Raw genomic sequence first — 17,185 nt, forward strand, 5'->3', positions numbered from 1 at the left:
ATCATTCTGAAGGTAGCATCATGACACCATTGTCCGCCGTCGTTGATCCGGAACCCGTCGAGGTACCCGCCACGCGCCGCGTTCCCATTGGTTCGCCGCTCTATAATCGCCTGCTCGAAACCTATTATCAGGAAGCGGAGATGCTCGACGAGTTGCGCTTCGCCGACTGGACCGACTGGCTGGCGACCGACCTGCGCTATACCGCGCCGCAACGTCTGACCCGGCTACTGGCCGACCATGACAAGTCGATCGACCGGTCGGTCATGCATTTCGACGAGAGCTACAACACGATCAAGGCGCGCGTTAAGCGCCTGAACGGCAACAGCGCGTTCGCCGAGGATCCACCCTCGCGCACGCGCCGGCTCGTCACGAACATCCGCGTCGAAACCACCCCGACCGCAAACGAATACAAGGTGCGCGGGTATTTCCTGCTAACGCGCAGCCGGTTCGAACAATCGAAGCTGGCGGTGATGAGCGGCGAACGTCACGACATCGTCCGCGATTTGGGCGACCGGTTCGAACTCGTCTCGCGTGAGTCGATCCTCGACCAAGCCGTGCTCGGGATGCCCAATCTCGCGATATTCCTCTGACGCCTCGGTTAATCATTCTTCTATAAGACTGTCATTCTAGAAAGAGAATTGACAATCAAAGGGCAAGCGGCGACTTGTCCTTCAGGTGGATCGATATCCACAGGAAGGACAGGAATATGACGTTGAATCGCAACCACACGGTCGCCGTTGCCGGTGCTGGTCTCATGGGCACTGGTATTGCGCATGCTTTCGCCACCGCGGGCTTCCCGACGATATTGGCCGATATCGACGGCGACGCGCTGGACCGTGCGCGCGCCGCCATCGACTCGATTGTCGACGGCGGCGTGACACTCGGCAAGCTGACGGCAGAGGCGGGAGCGGCGGCGAAGGCCAACCTGACCATCGCGACGACGGTGGCGGAAGCAGCCGACGGTGCCGCGCTATTCGTCGAGACGGTATCCGAGCAGCTGGCTGTCAAGCTGGCAGTGATCCGGGAGGCCGAACCCGTCCTCGCACCCGGCGGCATCCTGGCGACCAACACGTCCGCGCTCAGCGTGACCGAGATCGCGCGTGGCACGGCCGACCCGACCCGGGTCGTCGGCATGCATTTCTTCAATCCCGTCCACAAGATGAAACTCGTCGAACTGGTTCGCGGGCTCCAGACGAGCGCCAAGACGCTGGAGGCGACGCGCGCCTATTGCGACGCGATCGGCAAGACGTCGATCGTCGTCAACGAGGCGCCGGGGCTCACGACGAGCCGCATGTCGGCTCTGCTCGGCAACGAGGCGATGTACATGCTGATGGAGGGCACGGCGACCGCCGAGGACATCGATACCGCTCACCGGATGGGCTTCAACCATCCGCTCGGTCCGCTCGAACTCGGCGACGTCACCGGCTGGGATACGCGCCTGTCGGTGCTGCGCTACCTGCACCAGACGCTGGGCGAGAAGTTCCGCCCCTGCCCCCTAATTATCAAGATGGTCGCCGCGGGTCGACATGGTCGTAAGACGGGCGCAGGGGTCTATGAATATGAAGGCGCCAATAAAATACTTGGTTCCGGGCTGAAGGCAGGCGTGTTGTGAGCAACATCGTCATCGTCGAAGCCGCGCGTTCACCGATCGGTCGGTTTCGCGGCAGCCTGAAGAATGTCCGGGCGGATCATATGGGCGCCCTGCTGATCGACGAACTCGTCAAACGCGCCGGCATTCGGCCTGATAATGTGGACGACGTCGTCTTCGGATGCGTCACCCAGATCGGCGAGCAGTCCGCCAATATCGCGCGAACCGCGCTTTTGGGCGCGGGGTGGCCGAGCAGCATCCCGGGCATGACGATCGACCGGAAATGCGGGTCCGCCGAAGCGGCGGTGCATGTCGCGGCAGGATCAATCGCGATGGGGGCGACCGATGTCGTCGTCGCCGGAGGAGCGGAATCGATGACCCGCGTCCCGATGGGCAGCAACCGCGATCTGCATGGCGAAGCGTTCGGCTGGAGGGTCACCGATGCTTATAATCTCGTTTCCCAGGGCGAAGCTGCCGAACGCGTTGCCGACCTTTACGACGTCACGCGCGACGATTGCGACGACTTCGCGATCGAAAGCCATCGGCGAGCGGCATCGGCCGCGGACGCCGGCTATTTCGACCGGGAGATCGTGCCGATACCTCTGGCCAGCGTACAGGAACGCGGAGCCCAGAGCGGGCTGGACTGGCTGCGTGGCGACGAGACGATCCGCCGCGACACGAGTCGCGAAAAGCTCGCGACGCTGAAGACCAGCTTTCGCGAGAACGGTCGCGTTACCGCGGGCAACGCATCGCAGATATGCGACGGCGCGTCGGCGTTGTTGCTGATGTCCGGAGAGGCCGCGCGGCGGCTGAGAGTCAAGCCGCGGGCACGGATTGTCGCGACGGTCACCGTCGGATCCGATCCGGAGCTGACCTTGACCGGACCAATCGACGCCACCCGCAAGCTGCTGGCCCGCACGGGGCTCCGCGCCGACGACATCGACTTGTTCGAGGTGAACGAGGCTTTCGCAACAGTGCCGATCGCCTGGATGAAAGAAATCGGCGTCGGCCACGACCGGTTGAACGTCAATGGCGGCGCGATCGCACTGGGTCACCCGTTGGGAGCAACGGGAACCCGGATCATGGCGACCATGCTAAACGAACTGGAACGGCGGGAAGGCCGCTACGCTCTTCAGGCCATATGCTGCAACGGCGGCTTGGGCACCGCCACGTTGATCGAACGCATCCCTTGAAAATCGAACCGCAGGTGTCAACGCCCATCCGGGCCATTGTGCGTCGCGAAGGCTTGGGTTAGGCCGTTGGTTTTCGTTGAACTGTGAGCGCCATGTGGATCCGAGTACCAGTATCGTGAGCCATAGCGACGATCAGAATACGACGCTCGATCTGGATATAGACGGTGATCCGGAAGACGTGTCCGACGCGACGCGGATCGACGGCGACTCTAGCAAGACGGTGGTGGTCAAGCCGGTCGTCAACGCCATCCGGATCATGCGGTATCTTAGTGAGGTGGGCAATCCTTCGCGTGCTATTACGATCGCGCGCTCGCTGTCGATCAATGCGAGTACCTGCTTCAACATTCTGCGCACCTTGGTCCTGGAAGACATCGTCGAATTCGACCCGCTGTCGAAGACGTATTCGACCGGGATCGGCCTGACCCGTCTGGTGGAGAATTTCCTGACGGTCGGACAGCGCGTCGCTGCGGCCGCGCCGCACATTGCTGACCTGGCGTCGCGGTACAGCGTCACGATGGCGCTGTGGAAGCGTGTCGCCCCGGACCGGATTGTGCTCATCAAGAGCATCCCGAGCCCGACGGACGTGCGCATCGAAATGGCAGAAGGCCAGCGGCTGCCGATGATGATGGGCGCGACCGGGCGGTTGTTCGCCCCCCGCCTGGACCTGACCAGCGCCAAGCTGCGATCGATGTTCAAGACGCTCCGATGGCAGCGTCCGCTGAGCTTCGAGGAATATTGGGAGCAGGTCGAACGGGCCGAAGAAATCGGCTGGGCGATCGACGAGGGATATTTCTCTCGCGGGGTAATGAGCCTTGCCGTCCCGATCGACGACCCCGGCGGAAATCTGAGCTTCACACTCGTCGCGATCATGTTCCGCAACCAGCTCGACGAGTCGACGCTTGAGGAACTAGGGACCACGATGCGCGACCTGGCACCACGCCTCGCCGTCATTCTCGTCTAGACGGTCCTATCCCGCATCGGCCGAGGCCCCGCGCCGATGGAGTGGCTAAAATAAAAGAGTGGACGGACGCCACCAATTGCCCATATTGAGAATGCTATTCTGATATAAGATGTAGGCGGGCGAGGGCTTGAAAACGATCCATGCTGTCCGAGTGGCACGACCGGCGTCGCGTCGTATCAAGCCTGCGTTCGCACTGCGGGTCCGGAGTTCGATCCCATGCGGTTGACCGACTTCGCATATGCCGCGATCCCGCCGGACGCAGAAATCCTTCGCCACGAGGTGCGGGCGTTCCTGGCTCGTGAAATGGAGGGCATAGCACCCGTCGTTCGTGCCGACAGCTGGATGGGGTACGACGAGGCGTTCAGCTGTAAGCTGGGCGAAGCAGGGCTAGTCGGCCTCACGATGCCGGAACATTTCGGCGGACGAGCGGGCAGCGCCTTTGCCCGCTACGTGGTCAGCGAGGAACTGCTAGCGGCGGGCGCTCCGGTGTCGGCACATTGGATCGCCGATCGGCAGAGTGCACCCCTGTTGCTGCGCTACGGGACGCAGGAGCAGCAGGACCGCTACATTCCGGCCATCGTCCGCGGCGAAAGCTATTTCTGTATTGGGATGAGCGAGCCTAATTCCGGTTCGGACCTGGCGTCGATCGGCAGCCGCGCGATACCCGACGGCACCGGGTGGCGGCTGAACGGTCGTAAGGTCTGGACGACCAACGCGCATCGTTCGCATTTCATGATTGCCCTGATCCGCACCGAAGGCGGCGGCAACGACGACCGGCATGGCGGCATGTCGCAATTCCTGATCGATCTGCACGCACCGGGCGTCACCGTCCGCCCGATCCGCGATCTCAGCGGGGGGGAGCATTTCAACGAAGTCTTTTTCGACGATGTGGCACTCGACCGCGCGGCGCTGGTCGGCGTCGAAGGTCAGGGCTGGCAGCAAGTGATGGCGGAACTGGCCTTCGAGCGGAGCGGGCCGGAACGTTTCCTGAGCTCTATGGCATTGATGCACACGCTGCTCGACGAGGTGGGTCCCGAACCCGACGCGTTGCAGGCCTTCCAGATCGGCCGGATCACCGCTCGGCTGATGGCGCTCCGGGCCATGTCGCTTTCGGTGACCGCGCAACTCGATGCCGGCGAGGATCCCGCCTGGGCTGCATCTTGCGTCAAGGATATCGGCACCGCGCTGGAACAGGAGCTGCCCGAGGTCGCGCAACTGCTCGACGCGACCGAACCGCGCGTCGACAGCGGTAGCGATCACGCGCAGGTGCTGGCGTACCTGACACAGCTCGCGCCGTCGTTTTCACTCCGCGGCGGGACCCGTGAAATCCTGCGCGGGATCCTTGCACGCGGATTGGGAGTGCGGTGATGCAGGCGATGTTCGAGGAAACGGTCGGCCGCGTGCTCGCCCATTACGTGACACCCGAAAGCCTGACCGCCGCCGAGCGGGGGCGGTGGCCTGCCGAGCTATGGGCGGCGATCGTGGAGAACGGACTGGCGATCGCCGCGGCGCCCGAAGACAGGGGCGGCGTGGGTGGAAGCTGGCACGATGCCTTTGTGCTGATCCGCGCGGCCGGCCGATTCGCGGCACCGCTACCGCTTGCCGAGACGATCCTCGCGAACTGGCTGTTGGGGTTGGCGGGAGCGGACGTCGCACCCGGCGCAGCGACGCTCGCCATCAGCGCTGGAACGCTCGACGACGATTGCTTCACCGGCACGCTCGACGCCGCCGCTTGGGGGCGGCAGGCGAGCCATGTGCTTACTGCGATCGGCGATGGGCGCACGCTGGTATTGCTGCCCTGCGCCGACGCACGGATCTTGCCTGCGTTCAACACCGCGCGAGAGCCGCGCGATTCCTTAGTCTTCACCGGCGCGCGCGCCACGACCGTCGCGACGCTGCCGGAGGCGATGCCGACGGACACGCTGCTGCTTGGCGGCGCGATGATTCGGTCGGCTCAGATCGCAGGGGGGCTGTCGCACCTGTTGGATACCGCGATCGACTATGCCAACCAGCGCGTACAGTTCGGCAGGCCGATCGGCAAGTTCCAGGCCATCCAGCATCAGCTGGCAGTGCTGGCGGAACAGACCGCGCTTGCCTCGGCTGCCGCCGAACTGGCGTTCGCGTCGAGCGAACGCACGCCGTCCGTTCCGGCGATCGCGGCGGCCAAGACGATCGCGAGTGACGCGGCTGGGCAAGGTGCGGCGATCGCGCATGCCGTGCTGGGCGCGATCGGTTTTACGTACGAGCATTCGTTGCATTTCACCACGCGCCGGCTCTGGTCGTGGCGCAGCGAGTTCGGATCGCAGACCTATTGGGCGCAGCGGCTGGGTCGCGAAATGTGCTCGCAAGGTGCGGACGGCTACTGGCCGAAACTGACGTCGGCAATGGCGCCGGCGTGATTGGGAACGCGACGACATGCCACCATTTCTGACGATCGAGCGCGACGGTGCGATCGCGACGGTCACGCTGAACCGTCCCGACGAACGCAATGCGATCTCGCGGCCTGAATATATTCAGGACATCCGCGACTTCTGCGCCGATGCGACGCGGGATCAGGATCTGAAGGTCGTGATCGTCACCGGCGCAGGATCGGCGTTCTGCGCCGGCGGCAACGTCAAGGACATGCGCGACAGGGCGGGCATATTCGCAGGCTCGCCGTATATGCTGCGCAACCGGTACCGCGATGGCATCCAGCAGATCCCGCTCGCCTTGTACGAACTCGAAGTCCCGACGATCGCGGCGATCAATGGGCCCGCGATCGGCGCGGGCCTGGACCTGGCCTGCATGTGCGACGTCCGGATTGCGGCCGAGGGGGCGATCTTCGCCGAGAGCTTCGTGAAACTCGGGATTGTCCCTGGCGATGGTGGCGCGTGGCTGTTGCCGCGGATCGTCGGCAACGCCCGCGCGGCCCTGATGACGCTCACCGGTGACGCAATCGGTGCGCCTCAGGCGCTCGAATACGGCTTGGTCAGCGACGTCGTGCCTGGCGACCAGTTGTTGTCGCGCGCCAAGGCAGTCGCGCAGCGGATCGCGAGTAATCCGGGCCATGCGCTGCGGCTGGCCAAGCGCCTGTTGCGCGAAGGGCAGGACATGAAGCTCGGCCCCCTGCTCGAACTCTCGGCGGCGTACCAGGCGATCGCCCACCACACGACCGACCATGCGGAGGCGGTGAACGCGTTCCTCGAGAAGCGGCCCGCCGATTTCCAGAACAGATAAACCAGATTCAAAAGGGGGTAGCGCGATGCGCACCGTATTCCGCGACGACCACGAGATGTTCCGAGATCAGGTCCGCCGTTTCGTCGACCGGGAGATCGTGCCGTTCCATAACGAATGGGAGCATCAAGGCTTCGTCCCACAATCGGTGTGGCGCACTGCCGGACGGGAAGGTCTGCTGTGCGTCATGGCCCCCGAGGCGTACGGCGGTGCAGGCGGAGACTATGGCCATGCAGCGGTTTTGATCGAGGAACTTGCGCGCGCCAACGCGACCGCCATTGGCTTTACGACGCATAGCGAGATCGTCGCTAACTACGTGGTGGCTTACGGCACCGAGGACCAGAAGCAACGCTGGCTACCCGGCATGATCAGCGGTGACCGGATCAGTGTCATCGCGATGAGCGAACCCGGGATCGGCAGCGATCTGCGGTCGATGCGGACGACGGTGCGACGCGACGGCGACGACTATATCATCAATGGATCGAAGACGTTCATCACCAACGGCTTCAATTCCGGAATGGCGGTGGTCGCGTGTAAGACCGACCCGGCCGAGCGGAATCTCACGCTCGTCTGCGTGGAAGAAGGCACGCCCGGTTTCACCAAGGGGAAGCGGCTCGAGAAAATTGGCCTGAAGGGACAGGATACGTCGGAGCTGTTTTTCGACGAAGTACGTGTCCCGGTCGCCAACCGGCTGGGCGAGGAGGACAAGGGCTTTACCTACCTGACCCACCAGCTAGCCTGGGAGCGGCTGATCATCGCGGTTCGCGCCGCCGCCTCGATCGAGGCGTTATTGGAGGAGACGATAGAATATACTCGCGGCCGGAAGGTGTTTTCACAGACCGTATTCGATTTTCAGAACACTCGTTTCAGCTTGGCCGCGTCGAAGGCGGAAGCGATGATGCTGCGTGCCTTCGTCGACGAATGTCTGCGCGAAGTGATGGAAGGTACGCTGACCGGCGAAAAGGCCGCGATGGCGAAGCTCGTCGGGTCGGAGATGCAGGGGCGGCTGCTCGATCAGTTCCTCCAGCTGCACGGCGGCTATGGCTTCATGAGCGAATACAAGATCGCGCGCGCCTGGGTCGATGCGCGCGTCGCACGGATCTATGGTGGCACGTCGGAAATCATGAAGGAAATCATCGCGCGCACGCTCTAGGCGGTGACGTCCACCTCGTCCTGCGCGTCGTCGATATAGCCGCGTTGGACATAGGTCATCCGTCCTCCCGCCAGCATCAGCGCGGCGAACAGGTTGAGTTCGACGATCTGCGCAGTGGTGAAATGTCGGGCGAGCGCCTCGTACACCGCGTCATCGATCGCGAAATAATCCGCCGCGAACAGGTCGGCATAATGCAGCGCGGCCTGTTCGGCGGGCGAAAAGCGCGGATCGGCCCAGTCGAGACACGCGATATCGGCTTCGCTGACGGCGTCCGACTTGCGCGCCACCTGACACGCAGTGCACCGGGTGATGCTCGCGATCTTCAGGCGAACGAGTTCGCGAAGCCGGGCTTCGAGCACGCCGTGGCTGTGCATCTCCTCGATCGTCGCCAGCCAGGCGAGTGCCACCTTCGGCCGATGCGCCCAGATCTGCACCGGCAGCGTGGAGCCGAGCATACGGGTTTCGGTACCGCGTGCGATGGCGGCGGCGAGATCGGCGGGCACGGCATTCAACGGCACCGGATCGATTCTGGGCATGGGGTTTCCTTCAGGCGGCAACAGGTTCGAGGGGCGGCGTGCGATAGGCGCCGATCGCCGCCCAGATCGCCGTGGTGACGATGACTGCGGACCCGACGATGGTCCACGGACCGGGCACGTCGCCAAACGCGACATAGCCGGTCGCGATCGCCATCGGCAGGCGGACGTAGTCGACCGACGCCAGCTTCGCGGCATCGCCCAGCGACATGCCGTGGATATAGGTCGCCGTGGTCCCGACGCTGAGCGTGCCCAGCAGCGCCAACAGCGCGAAATCCATCCCAGTGGGCCAGCGCCACCGGTCGAACGCGAACGGGAGCAGGAGAATCACGCCGAGGATTGACGACCAGACCATGATCGTCGCGACGCTGTTGCGGCGCGTCAGCAGCTTGATGCCGGTGACGCTGAGCGCGAGCAGGAACGCTGACGCGATGGCAGCGATATGGGCCCACCCGATCGACGTCGCGGTCGAAGGCCGTGCGATCAGCAGGACGCCCCCGAAGCCGATCGCCAACGCCAGCCAGGTCCCGCACGACACGCGGTCGCGAAGCACCAGCGCCGCCAGCGGGCCGATCCACAGCCCGCGCGTAAAGGATATCGCATTGGCTTCCGCCAGCGGAAGCCGTTGAATTGCGTAATAGGACAGCGTCACGCCGAGCGCGGCAAACAGCGAGCGCCCGAGTTGCATCCAGATGCCGGATAGCCGGGGCACGGCGCCGCGACTCCGAAGGATCAACGGCAGGAACAATATCAGCCCCGCCGTCTGGCTGTAGAGCGCCTGGACGGATGGCGGATAGTCGCGCAGCAGCTTGATCATCAGCGTCATCGCAGTGAAGATCACCGCCGATACCAACAGCCAAAGGGCGCCGCGGGTGTCCGCAGGCAGGTCGTCGAACCCTGCGCGCAACGGCCTGGATCCGCTCATCTTCGACCGAATGGGCATATCAGCGCGACGGGGCCATGGTATTGGCCTTCCAATCGTCGGGAGGCGTCTCGCCGATGTCGAAATCGAGCTCGACCTCTGCCCCGTTCGGATCCTCCACGAACAGCTGCCAGCGCGAGAACGGGCGCGGCGCGCGCAGGAGACGGTACAGGGTCTCGCCGTCGCGCAGCGTTGCAATGATGCCGGACAGCCCCTCGGCGGCGAACGCCATATGATCCAGCACGCCGCGTCTGGGTTCGGGCAGATGGTCTACGGCGACTACATGCAGCAGCGGACGGTCGCCTGCATAAAGCCAAGCGCCGACGATACCGAAATCGGGCCGTGGCCCATCGACAAGCCCGAGAGCTGCGTAGAAGCTCCGTGTTTCTTCCAGACGATCGGTCAAGATCGTGAAATGGTCCATTGTCCGGATCATCAGGCACCTTCCCCCGTGGATGGCGGGGTCGTCCCCGATCTCATTTGATTTCGTCTGTATATAGGACTTTGATCTGATATTAGATACCTGCTAGCAGCCGCCAAATCAAAAATGCGTGCGACAACGATCGATTTGCAGGAGAGCGAGATGTCCAAGTTCGAGATGCTGCTGAGTGCAGACATGATGGTGCCGGATCCCGACGGGATGACCGACCTACTAGTGTCCAAGCTCGGCATCCACAGCCATCCCAAATGGCGTCAGGCGTTCGACAATCACCCGTACATCGCGCATTTTCTGCGCGTGCAGAAATCGCTTGCCATCGCCCCCACGCGGATCGAGCCGCAGGTGCATCTCGACCGTCCGAACCCCGGCGACCCGCTGTTCCACGATCATCTGAAAGGCCTGGAACGCTTCCAGGGCTGCCACCGCCCGATGCTAACGCATTCGGTCGTGCTGGTGGCATGGCGTGAGAAAATGGAGGCACTGATCCAGCGGCTGCACGAACGCAAGCTGCGCTTCCGGCTGGCGCAGCGGACACCCGAAATGCCCTTCGACAGGCTCTGGCTCGGCGTAACGCCCGAGGATCTGCAATATGACCCATCGGTTGACGGCGGCCTGTGCATCGAGTTCATTCCGTTGGAGCCGACGCAGATGCCGGCGGAGGTGTTCGACGTCCCGCCACCCAGAGTCGCCAATCCGGCACCGGGCGAGCTTCTCCGCGTAACCGCACGCGGCTTCCTGGTACGGGACCTGGACTTCACGATCGGCAAGCTGCGCGACAATCTCGACTGGGAGCCCGACCTGGTCAACGAGCTTCCGGGCGAAGGGTATCGCCGGGCGCGCATGGGATTCACGATCGGCCACAGCGCGACACTCGACATCGTTGAACCAACGCGGTGGGACAGCTCGGCTGGGCTTTACCTCAACAGTTGGGGACCCGGACCCTATTTTATCCGCCTTGGCGCATTCGACCTCGTCGCAAAGGCCGATCAGCTCAGGGAACAGGGCATCGCGTTCGAGTGGGTACCCGAAAGCGACGCGGTGGGCGGCAGGCCGCTGATCCGCATCGACCCGCGCGAACTGGACGGTCAGATCTTCGAGATCGAGGGACTGGAGGCGTAACCGCCGGCCGGGCGCCCTGCGCTCACACAGGGTGCCCGGCCGCCATCAGGGCTTGATGAGGCGGCTGCGCAAGATCCCAATCCGTTCAACTTCAAGTTCGATCACGTCGTCGGGCTTGAGGTAACGCATCTGTTCCAGTCCGCACCCGGTGCCGACCGTGCCCGATCCCAGCGCCTCGCCGGGATGCAGCGTCTCCGACCGCGAAACATGCGCGATGACCTGTTCGAAGGTCCAACCCATGTCGCGCGTCGTGCCGCGTCCCCATTCCTCGCCATTGACACGCGCGATCATGGTAAGGTCATAGGGATCGGGGATCTCGTCCGCGGTGACGAGGCACGGGCCCATCACGTTGCCGGTGTCGAAATCCTTGCCCTTGGCCGGCCCGAGTTGGCCGCTCATCTCCCAGGCCTGCGCGTCGCGAGCCGAGAAGTCGTTATAGATTGTATAGCCAAAGATCGCGGACCGCGCGTCCTCGACCTGCACGTCCTTGACAGTGCGGGCGATATAGCAGGCCCATTCGAGTTCGAAATCCATCGCGCGCGAATAGGACGGCCAGACGACGTCGTCGTCCGTCCCGACAACCGAGAAGCGGTTCGCCTTGTAGTAGATCGGCTGCCGCTTGAAAGTGTCGAGTACCGCGTCTTCCTCGGCGGTGCCGAGCGCGCGATAGGCGGCTTCGGGATCGACAGCCTTACGAACCTTTAACCGCCGGGCGGCGGCGAAGCTATTGCGCAGATGTTGTTCGAAACAGGAGAAGTCACGCAACTGCGGCGGAGGCTGCAACGGCGCGTGCAGGTGCGCGCCGGCGCGCGCGACCAAGGCCGAGCCGGCGGGATTGGCGAGCATTTCGCGCGCCTGTGCCAACGCGTCCTCTCCCCCTTCAATGAGGCCCAGGATCGTCGTCAACGACGCGGGCGCCGCGCCGCCATGCCTGGCCTCGTAGGCCGCGGCGAGATCGACGATGCGCGTATCGCCGTCGATCAGTACCCCCGCCCGCGCAGGCCCGCTCGCGTTCGACCAGGTAACGAATCTCACAATTAATCCTCCATGTCGACCGGCGAGCGCACGCCCGCCCGCCATGCCAAGATGAAATGAAGGCAACCCCACGCTCCGGTAAGCATGAGCGCCGCAAGTCCCCAGCGAATGCCATCACCGCCACCGACTTGGTCGCTTACCGCCCCGGCGATAAACGGCCCAAGACCATAGCCGATTAGATTTGTCGCAGTCTGCAGTGCGGATACGCTGACGCCGCGCATCTGCGGCTGGACGCTACCCAGGATCGCGCTGTATCCGGGCGCGGTGTAGGCTCGTGCGATCAGTTCGAACACCACGAGGCCGCATAGTGATGCCACCAGACTGTCCGTCAGAAGAAACACCATGCCCGTAACCACGGACAGCAGGGTCGTGCCCGCCGCTGCCAGCGGTAGCCCGCCGATCCCTGCGCGCTTGAACACGTGGTCGCCGATCGGCCCGCCGATCAGCGACCCGAGCCCACCGAATATCCCCGCGGCGACGCCCGCCAGCAGCCCCGCCTGGGTGAGCGACAGATGATGGATGCGGATGAGAAACGATGCCTGCCAAACCAGCACGCCGGACAGCATCATCGAATTGAGCGTCATCGCGACGAAGACATGAACGAACAACGGCTGACGCAGCACATAACGCAGCGTTTCGCGCAGTGCCGGTGCGGCAGTCCCCTCGCCTTGCGTACACTCGCGTTTCGGCTCGGGCACGGTGAAGAACAGCAGCGCGGCGATGGCCAGTCCGGGAATGCCCGCGATCAGGAACGCCGCGCGCCAGCCATGATGCACGACGATGATGCTACCGAGGATGAAACTCGTAGCGGTGCCGAGAGCCGTACTCGCCCAGAAGATGGCGATAGCGGTGGAATGCCGGCGCGGCGGAAACAGGTCGCCGATCATGGACAAGGCGGTGGGCGCGCCGCCTGCTTCGGTGAGCCCCACTGCAAGGCGTGCGGTCACGAGCGCTCCATAGCTCTGGGCGAGCCCGCACAAGGCTGTGCATCCACTCCATACTGCCACGAGGACAGACAACAGCTTGCGGCGGTTGATCCGGTCGATGAGATAGCCCAAAGGCAGACCCGCGATCGCGTACGTCAGGCCGAACGCGAGCCCGGTCAGCACGCCCATTTGCGAATCGTTCAGGCGGAACTCGCTTTTGATCGGTTCAATGACAATCGACATCACCGATCGGTCGACAGAATGCAGCGTGTAGATCAGCGTCAGGATCGCCAGAGCATACCATGCGCTACGCCCGATCAGGCGTTCGTCATGCCGTGATTCGGAATGGACGCACGGACCTGAAGTCATTCCCGTTCGATCAGTCCTGCCCACTCTGGTCATCCCCCGGCGCCGTATGCTCGCCCCCTGCATCGACCTAGCGCGACCGATCGGGCATTGCAATCTTGTCACAGTGCATCATTCTGATATGGAAATGACATCAACCTATCGCCGCGGGTCATGCCCTCACTGAAAAGGCAGGGAACGTTCCACGATGCCACGCAAGCTTCCATTGTTGACCGCCGAGAACCGCGCGTTCTGGCAGGGCGGCGAGCGAGGCGAACTGCTCGTCTATCGCTGCCGATCGTGCGAGACGTGGTTTCATCCGCCAGCGCCCATATGTCCACGGTGCAACGCGGTGGAGGTCGGCCCCGAACCGGTATCGGGGCGCGGCACCGTCGCCAGTTTCACAATCAACGTACAGGCCTGGACACCCGAGCTGGCCGCCCCCTATGTCGTGGCCATCGTCGAACTGATCGAACAGTCCGGTCTCCGATTCGTAACCAACATCGTCGGCTGCGACCCCGACCAAGTGACGATCGACATGCCCGTCCGCGTCACCTTCGTGCCATGCGACGATGTCTGGCTGCCATTATTTAAAAAGGACGCGTGATGCCTCCCATTGGCGCTGCCATCACCGGGATCGGCCAGTCCGAAGTTGCCCGGCCATCCTCGCGCTCGGCGATGCAACTTACCGTAGACGCAGCGTTGGGCGCGATGCACGACGCGGGCCTGACCAGCGCCGACATCGACGGGATCGCGTGCTGGCCTGGCGACAACGACAACGGCAACCCGTTCTCACCGGTCGGTCCGCTGGCGCTGAAGACGGTGCTAGGCATCGACACGACCTGGTTCGGCGGCGGCTATGAGGCGCCCGGCCCGCTTGCAGCGATCATCCATGCGGCGATGGCGGTAGCGTCGGGCATCTGCCGCCACGTGCTCGTATTCCGGACGATTACCGAATCGACCGCGCGCCAGGTCGATCGATCCGTCTCGTCGCTGGCCAACAAGACCCAAGGCCGCGACAGCAGTTATTTCTGGCAATGGTATACGCCGTTCGACGTGCGATCTGCGATCAACCTGATCGCCATGTACGCGCAGCGGCATTTCCATGAATTTGGCACGACTCCGGAACAACTTGGCTGGATTCCGGTGACGCTTCGGTCGCATGCGGCGCTGAACCCGAAGGCGATCTATCGGAAACCGATCACGATTGACGATTACATGGCTTCCCGAATGATCTCGACGCCGCTGCGGCTGCTCGACTGCGACGTACATTGTGACGCCTCTACCGCGATCATCGTGTCGCGCGCGGATGCGGCGCGCGACGGCCCGAATCCGCCCATCCGTATCGAGGCGATCGGCTCGGCGCTGTCGCAACCCTGGTCCTGGGATCAGATTTCGCTGACCGAAATGGCGACCCGCAACGTCGGCGACATGCTCTGGTCGCGAACCGACTATACGCCGTCCGACGTCGACACGGCGCAGCTCTACGACGGCTTCTCGATCCTGACATTGATGTGGCTGGAGGGTTTGGGCCTGTGCCCCCGCGGAGAGGGCGGACGATTCGTGGAGGGCGGTACGCGCATCAGCTTGACCGGGGAGTTGCCGCTCAACACCAATGGCGGCCAGTTATCCGGTGGTCGGACGCATGGTCTGGGCTATGTTCACGAGGCTTGCATGCAATTGTGGGGACGTGGGGGCGACCGGCAGATCGCGAAACACAACGTCGCCGCCTGCGCAGCCGGCGGCGGTCCGCTCGGCGGAGCCTTGCTGCTCGTTAAGGACTGACGGATCAAATGCGACAGCGGCCACAGCCGCCGTCGCGTTTGTGGTTCAGGGTCGCTGGCCGATCACGTTACGCAACGTGCCGATGCCCTCGATCGTCGTTTCCATGATTTCGCCGGGGTTGAGATAGCGTCCGGTACCTTGGCCGACACCCTCCGGCGATCCGGTGAACAGGATGTCGCCACAGTCGAAGCTGGTGCGCGCGTCGATGAACCGGATCAGCGCGTCGACGCCCCATGTCATGTCACCGCTGGATGCCGACTGGCGGAGGTCGCCGTTGACAGTCAACGACATCTTGAGCGACGGCGACCCGGCGGGAAATTCGTCGCGCGTGACAATCCAAGGGCCGACAGGCGTCGTGGCATCCTGACTCTTGGCGGCGAGTAGATCCATGCCAACCCCCTTGGGACCGCTGCGCTGCAGGTCCCGCGAGCTGACATCGTTGCCAATGGTATAGCCGAGCACGCTGGACAAGGGGTCGTCCCGGTCCACCATTTCCGAGCCGATCACGGCGACGAGTTCGACCTCGTGATCCAGTTCGTTCGTCAGCGCGGGCCACCGGATCGCATCGAAAGGCCCCGTCAGCGCGCGATACGCCTTCAGAAACGCAAAGGGTTGCGATGGCGGCGGGACGCCGAATTCGGCGATATGCTTGGTATAGTTCACCCCGGCAATCATCACCCGCGCTGTGCGCTCAATCGGTGCCAGTAAGGTGACCATGTCCAGCGGAATCGTCTGGCCCGTAAACGACAGCGCCGCCTCCCCTTCACCACGCGTGATTGCCGGTGCCCAGTCCGCGAACCCGCCGACAATGGGGCGGATGGCGGATGCCGCGGCATCAACCAATCCCCAGAACGCCGCGCCACCGTTCGTGGCCCGTGCGATACGCATCAGGCGGCGACGGCCGAGCGTGCGCGCCCGATCTTAGCAAAATCGAGATTGCACAGATCGACCGCGTTCTTATAGCGGATTTTCTGCAGATCGTCGTCGGAGATGCGCAGGCCCTGCGTAAGATCGTGGCGGACCGCATCGCTACCGCCGAAGTTCGTGCCGTATACCAACCGATCGGCACCAATCAGATCGAGCACGGCCTGGCGCATAATGACCTCATGCAGTTCCAGATCAAAATAGAAGTTAGGCAGATACTCGATCAGCTCTTTCTTGTTGTATTTCGTGTCGAGATTTTTGTTGGTCTCGTTCAGACGGCCGAGCTGGTACGGCACGTAACCACCGCCATGGGTGATGTAGACCTTCAGATCGGGAAAGCGATCGAACACGCCGCCATTGACCATGTACCAGAAGCACCGCGTCTCGTCATATTGCATACCGACGATTGCTGTCGTCTCGTACTTGTCATCGTTCGCCTTGGCGCCCCACGAAACAGACTGATTGTAGCCGTGCACGAACATCGGCAGGTCGAGGTCGCACAACGCGGCCCAAACGGGATCGAACGCAGGATCGTCGAATTCGAGGCCACCGAAATTCGCCCCGCCGGCATTCAGACCCAGGAAGCCATGCTCCTTAACCGACCGGCGCAGCTCCTTGGCGGCTTCTTCCGGGACGTTCAACGGCGCGTGCGCCCAAGCAAACAGGCGGTTGTCGCCGCCGGCGCAATATTCGGCGAGCGCGTCGTTGACGGTGCGGGCATAGGGAACCGAAAACTCCGGCTCGGTCCAGTACATGTAGCAGTGCGACGGTACCGACAAACACTGCGCGTCCTGACCGGCCGCGTCCATGTTGGCGAGCCGCCGCTTGGGGTCGGACCAGCTGGCGAAATACTCCTCGAGCGAGGGTGCTTTGCCGGCCTTGACCGCCGCCTTGCGCTCAGGCGAGCCGAGCGTCAGGACCCAGTCGCCCACGCGCAGGCGGATGTCGCCATCGTCGCATTTTTCGAAGAACGGCCCCCAGTGATCGTGCTGATTATAATAGCCGGGCAACGGAGCATGGGCGTGCAGATCGATGAGCATCGAAAAGTT

General features: G+C 63.4%; 18 protein-coding genes. 11 read left to right on the top strand and 7 right to left on the bottom strand.

All coding sequences use genetic code 11. The annotated features are described in order from the left end of the window. Positions 1-20 precede the first annotated feature (20 nt). From AC1MLZ_RS24320 to AC1MLZ_RS24355, 8 genes are all read left to right on the top strand, one after another. Positions 21-590, top strand: a complete 570-nt coding sequence (locus tag AC1MLZ_RS24320) for an aromatic-ring-hydroxylating dioxygenase subunit beta (protein WP_480962395.1) — start codon at positions 21-23, stop codon at positions 588-590. Between the two features lie 116 nt (positions 591-706). Beyond that, positions 707-1,612, top strand: coding sequence for a 3-hydroxyacyl-CoA dehydrogenase (locus tag AC1MLZ_RS24325; protein WP_480962396.1), 906 nt, complete (start codon positions 707-709; stop codon positions 1,610-1,612). After that, entirely contained in the window at positions 1,609-2,781 is a 1,173-nt protein-coding gene (locus AC1MLZ_RS24330; protein ID WP_480962397.1) for a thiolase family protein, read from the top strand. Before AC1MLZ_RS24325 ends, AC1MLZ_RS24330 begins: the two co-directional genes overlap by 4 nt. A gap of 115 nt (positions 2,782-2,896) precedes the next feature. Next, entirely contained in the window at positions 2,897-3,742 is an 846-nt protein-coding gene (locus tag AC1MLZ_RS24335) for an IclR family transcriptional regulator (RefSeq protein WP_480962398.1), read from the top strand. A gap of 216 nt (positions 3,743-3,958) precedes the next feature. Next, positions 3,959-5,110 (top strand): acyl-CoA dehydrogenase family protein, encoded by a 1,152-nt coding sequence (locus AC1MLZ_RS24340; RefSeq protein ID WP_480962399.1) that lies wholly within the window; start codon positions 3,959-3,961, stop codon positions 5,108-5,110. Next, positions 5,110-6,141 carry an acyl-CoA dehydrogenase family protein gene (locus AC1MLZ_RS24345; protein WP_480962400.1) on the top strand — a complete coding sequence of 344 codons (1,032 nt, stop codon included), beginning with the start codon at positions 5,110-5,112 and terminating at the stop codon, positions 6,139-6,141. Before AC1MLZ_RS24340 ends, AC1MLZ_RS24345 begins: the two co-directional genes overlap by 1 nt. Positions 6,142-6,157: 16 nt before the next feature. Beyond that, positions 6,158-6,958, top strand: a complete 801-nt coding sequence (locus AC1MLZ_RS24350; RefSeq protein WP_480962401.1) for a crotonase/enoyl-CoA hydratase family protein — start codon at positions 6,158-6,160, stop codon at positions 6,956-6,958. Positions 6,959-6,983: 25 nt separating this feature from the next. Next, entirely contained in the window at positions 6,984-8,108 is a 1,125-nt protein-coding gene (locus AC1MLZ_RS24355; protein WP_480962402.1) for an acyl-CoA dehydrogenase family protein, read from the top strand. Here the strand turns inward: AC1MLZ_RS24355 and AC1MLZ_RS24360 are convergent. The 3 genes from AC1MLZ_RS24360 to AC1MLZ_RS24370 are packed head-to-tail and all read right to left on the bottom strand — an operon-like array spanning position 8,105 to position 9,999. Further along, positions 8,105-8,644: a carboxymuconolactone decarboxylase family protein gene (locus AC1MLZ_RS24360; protein ID WP_480962403.1), complete on the bottom strand. Its 540-nt coding sequence runs from the start codon at positions 8,642-8,644 to the stop codon at positions 8,105-8,107. The two genes, AC1MLZ_RS24355 and AC1MLZ_RS24360, sit on opposite strands and share 4 nt — an antisense overlap. A 10-nt stretch (positions 8,645-8,654) precedes the next feature. Then, entirely contained in the window at positions 8,655-9,566 is a 912-nt protein-coding gene (locus AC1MLZ_RS24365; RefSeq protein WP_480962404.1) for a DMT family transporter, read from the bottom strand. A gap of 19 nt (positions 9,567-9,585) precedes the next feature. Continuing rightward, the gene (locus AC1MLZ_RS24370; protein WP_480962405.1) at positions 9,586-9,999 is read right to left on the bottom strand and encodes a VOC family protein; all 414 of its coding nucleotides are present in this window, start codon (positions 9,997-9,999) and stop codon (positions 9,586-9,588) included. 147 nt (positions 10,000-10,146) lie between these two features. Here AC1MLZ_RS24370 and AC1MLZ_RS24375 point away from each other — a divergent pair, with 147 nt between their 5' ends. After that, entirely contained in the window at positions 10,147-11,121 is a 975-nt protein-coding gene (locus AC1MLZ_RS24375) for a VOC family protein (RefSeq protein WP_480962406.1), read from the top strand. A gap of 45 nt (positions 11,122-11,166) precedes the next feature. Here the strand turns inward: AC1MLZ_RS24375 and AC1MLZ_RS24380 are convergent, their stop codons facing one another. Together AC1MLZ_RS24380 and AC1MLZ_RS24385 are read right to left on the bottom strand one after the other, a co-directional pair. Beyond that, positions 11,167-12,156 (bottom strand): fumarylacetoacetate hydrolase family protein, encoded by a 990-nt coding sequence (locus tag AC1MLZ_RS24380; protein WP_480962407.1) that lies wholly within the window; start codon positions 12,154-12,156, stop codon positions 11,167-11,169. Positions 12,157-12,158: 2 nt separating this feature from the next. Further along, entirely contained in the window at positions 12,159-13,451 is a 1,293-nt protein-coding gene (locus AC1MLZ_RS24385) for a spinster family MFS transporter (protein WP_480962408.1), read from the bottom strand. A gap of 184 nt (positions 13,452-13,635) precedes the next feature. Between AC1MLZ_RS24385 and AC1MLZ_RS24390 the strand changes: the two genes are divergently transcribed. Together AC1MLZ_RS24390 and AC1MLZ_RS24395 are read left to right on the top strand one after the other, a co-directional pair. Continuing rightward, complete coding sequence (locus AC1MLZ_RS24390; RefSeq protein WP_480962409.1) at positions 13,636-14,034, top strand: Zn-ribbon domain-containing OB-fold protein; 399 nt, start codon at positions 13,636-13,638, stop codon at positions 14,032-14,034. Continuing rightward, positions 14,034-15,212 carry a thiolase family protein gene (locus AC1MLZ_RS24395; RefSeq protein ID WP_480962410.1) on the top strand — a complete coding sequence of 393 codons (1,179 nt, stop codon included), beginning with the start codon at positions 14,034-14,036 and terminating at the stop codon, positions 15,210-15,212. Before AC1MLZ_RS24390 ends, AC1MLZ_RS24395 begins: the two co-directional genes overlap by 1 nt. Positions 15,213-15,257: 45 nt before the next feature. On the opposite strand, the gene AC1MLZ_RS24400 is transcribed toward AC1MLZ_RS24395, so the two are convergent. Both AC1MLZ_RS24400 and AC1MLZ_RS24405 read right to left on the bottom strand, forming a co-directional pair. Next, a complete protein-coding gene (locus AC1MLZ_RS24400) occupies positions 15,258-16,100 on the bottom strand; it encodes a fumarylacetoacetate hydrolase family protein (protein WP_480962411.1) in 843 nt (280 codons plus the stop codon). Then, on the bottom strand, positions 16,100-17,176 hold the full coding sequence (locus AC1MLZ_RS24405; protein WP_480962412.1) for an amidohydrolase family protein: 1,077 nt from the start codon (positions 17,174-17,176) through the stop codon (positions 16,100-16,102). Before AC1MLZ_RS24405 ends, AC1MLZ_RS24400 begins: the two co-directional genes overlap by 1 nt. Between the last annotated feature and the right edge of the window lie 9 nt (positions 17,177-17,185).

It is taken from the genome of Sphingomonas sp. PEI4, assembly GCF_056679955.1.

Excerpts from the sequence above, each read along its gene's own strand:
- AC1MLZ_RS24325 (WP_480962396.1), top strand. The coding sequence starts at position 707 with ATGACGTTGAATCGCAACCACACGGTCGCCGTTGCCGGTGCTGGTCTC.
- AC1MLZ_RS24385 (WP_480962408.1), bottom strand. The coding sequence starts at position 13,451 with ATGACTTCAGGTCCGTGCGTCCATTCCGAATCACGGCATGACGAACGC.
- AC1MLZ_RS24360 (WP_480962403.1), bottom strand. The coding sequence starts at position 8,644 with ATGCCCAGAATCGATCCGGTGCCGTTGAATGCCGTGCCCGCCGATCTC.
- AC1MLZ_RS24400 (WP_480962411.1), bottom strand. The coding sequence starts at position 16,100 with ATGCGTATCGCACGGGCCACGAACGGTGGCGCGGCGTTCTGGGGATTG.
- AC1MLZ_RS24375 (WP_480962406.1), top strand. The coding sequence starts at position 10,147 with ATGTCCAAGTTCGAGATGCTGCTGAGTGCAGACATGATGGTGCCGGAT.
- AC1MLZ_RS24320 (WP_480962395.1), top strand. The coding sequence starts at position 21 with ATGACACCATTGTCCGCCGTCGTTGATCCGGAACCCGTCGAGGTACCC.
- AC1MLZ_RS24365 (WP_480962404.1), bottom strand. The coding sequence starts at position 9,566 with ATGAGCGGATCCAGGCCGTTGCGCGCAGGGTTCGACGACCTGCCTGCG.
- AC1MLZ_RS24355 (WP_480962402.1), top strand. The coding sequence starts at position 6,984 with ATGCGCACCGTATTCCGCGACGACCACGAGATGTTCCGAGATCAGGTC.
- AC1MLZ_RS24405 (WP_480962412.1), bottom strand. The coding sequence starts at position 17,176 with ATGCTCATCGATCTGCACGCCCATGCTCCGTTGCCCGGCTATTATAAT.
- AC1MLZ_RS24340 (WP_480962399.1), top strand. The coding sequence starts at position 3,959 with ATGCGGTTGACCGACTTCGCATATGCCGCGATCCCGCCGGACGCAGAA.
- AC1MLZ_RS24390 (WP_480962409.1), top strand. The coding sequence starts at position 13,636 with ATGCCACGCAAGCTTCCATTGTTGACCGCCGAGAACCGCGCGTTCTGG.
- AC1MLZ_RS24345 (WP_480962400.1), top strand. The coding sequence starts at position 5,110 with ATGCAGGCGATGTTCGAGGAAACGGTCGGCCGCGTGCTCGCCCATTAC.
- AC1MLZ_RS24370 (WP_480962405.1), bottom strand. The coding sequence starts at position 9,999 with ATGATCCGGACAATGGACCATTTCACGATCTTGACCGATCGTCTGGAA.
- AC1MLZ_RS24395 (WP_480962410.1), top strand. The coding sequence starts at position 14,034 with ATGCCTCCCATTGGCGCTGCCATCACCGGGATCGGCCAGTCCGAAGTT.
- AC1MLZ_RS24350 (WP_480962401.1), top strand. The coding sequence starts at position 6,158 with ATGCCACCATTTCTGACGATCGAGCGCGACGGTGCGATCGCGACGGTC.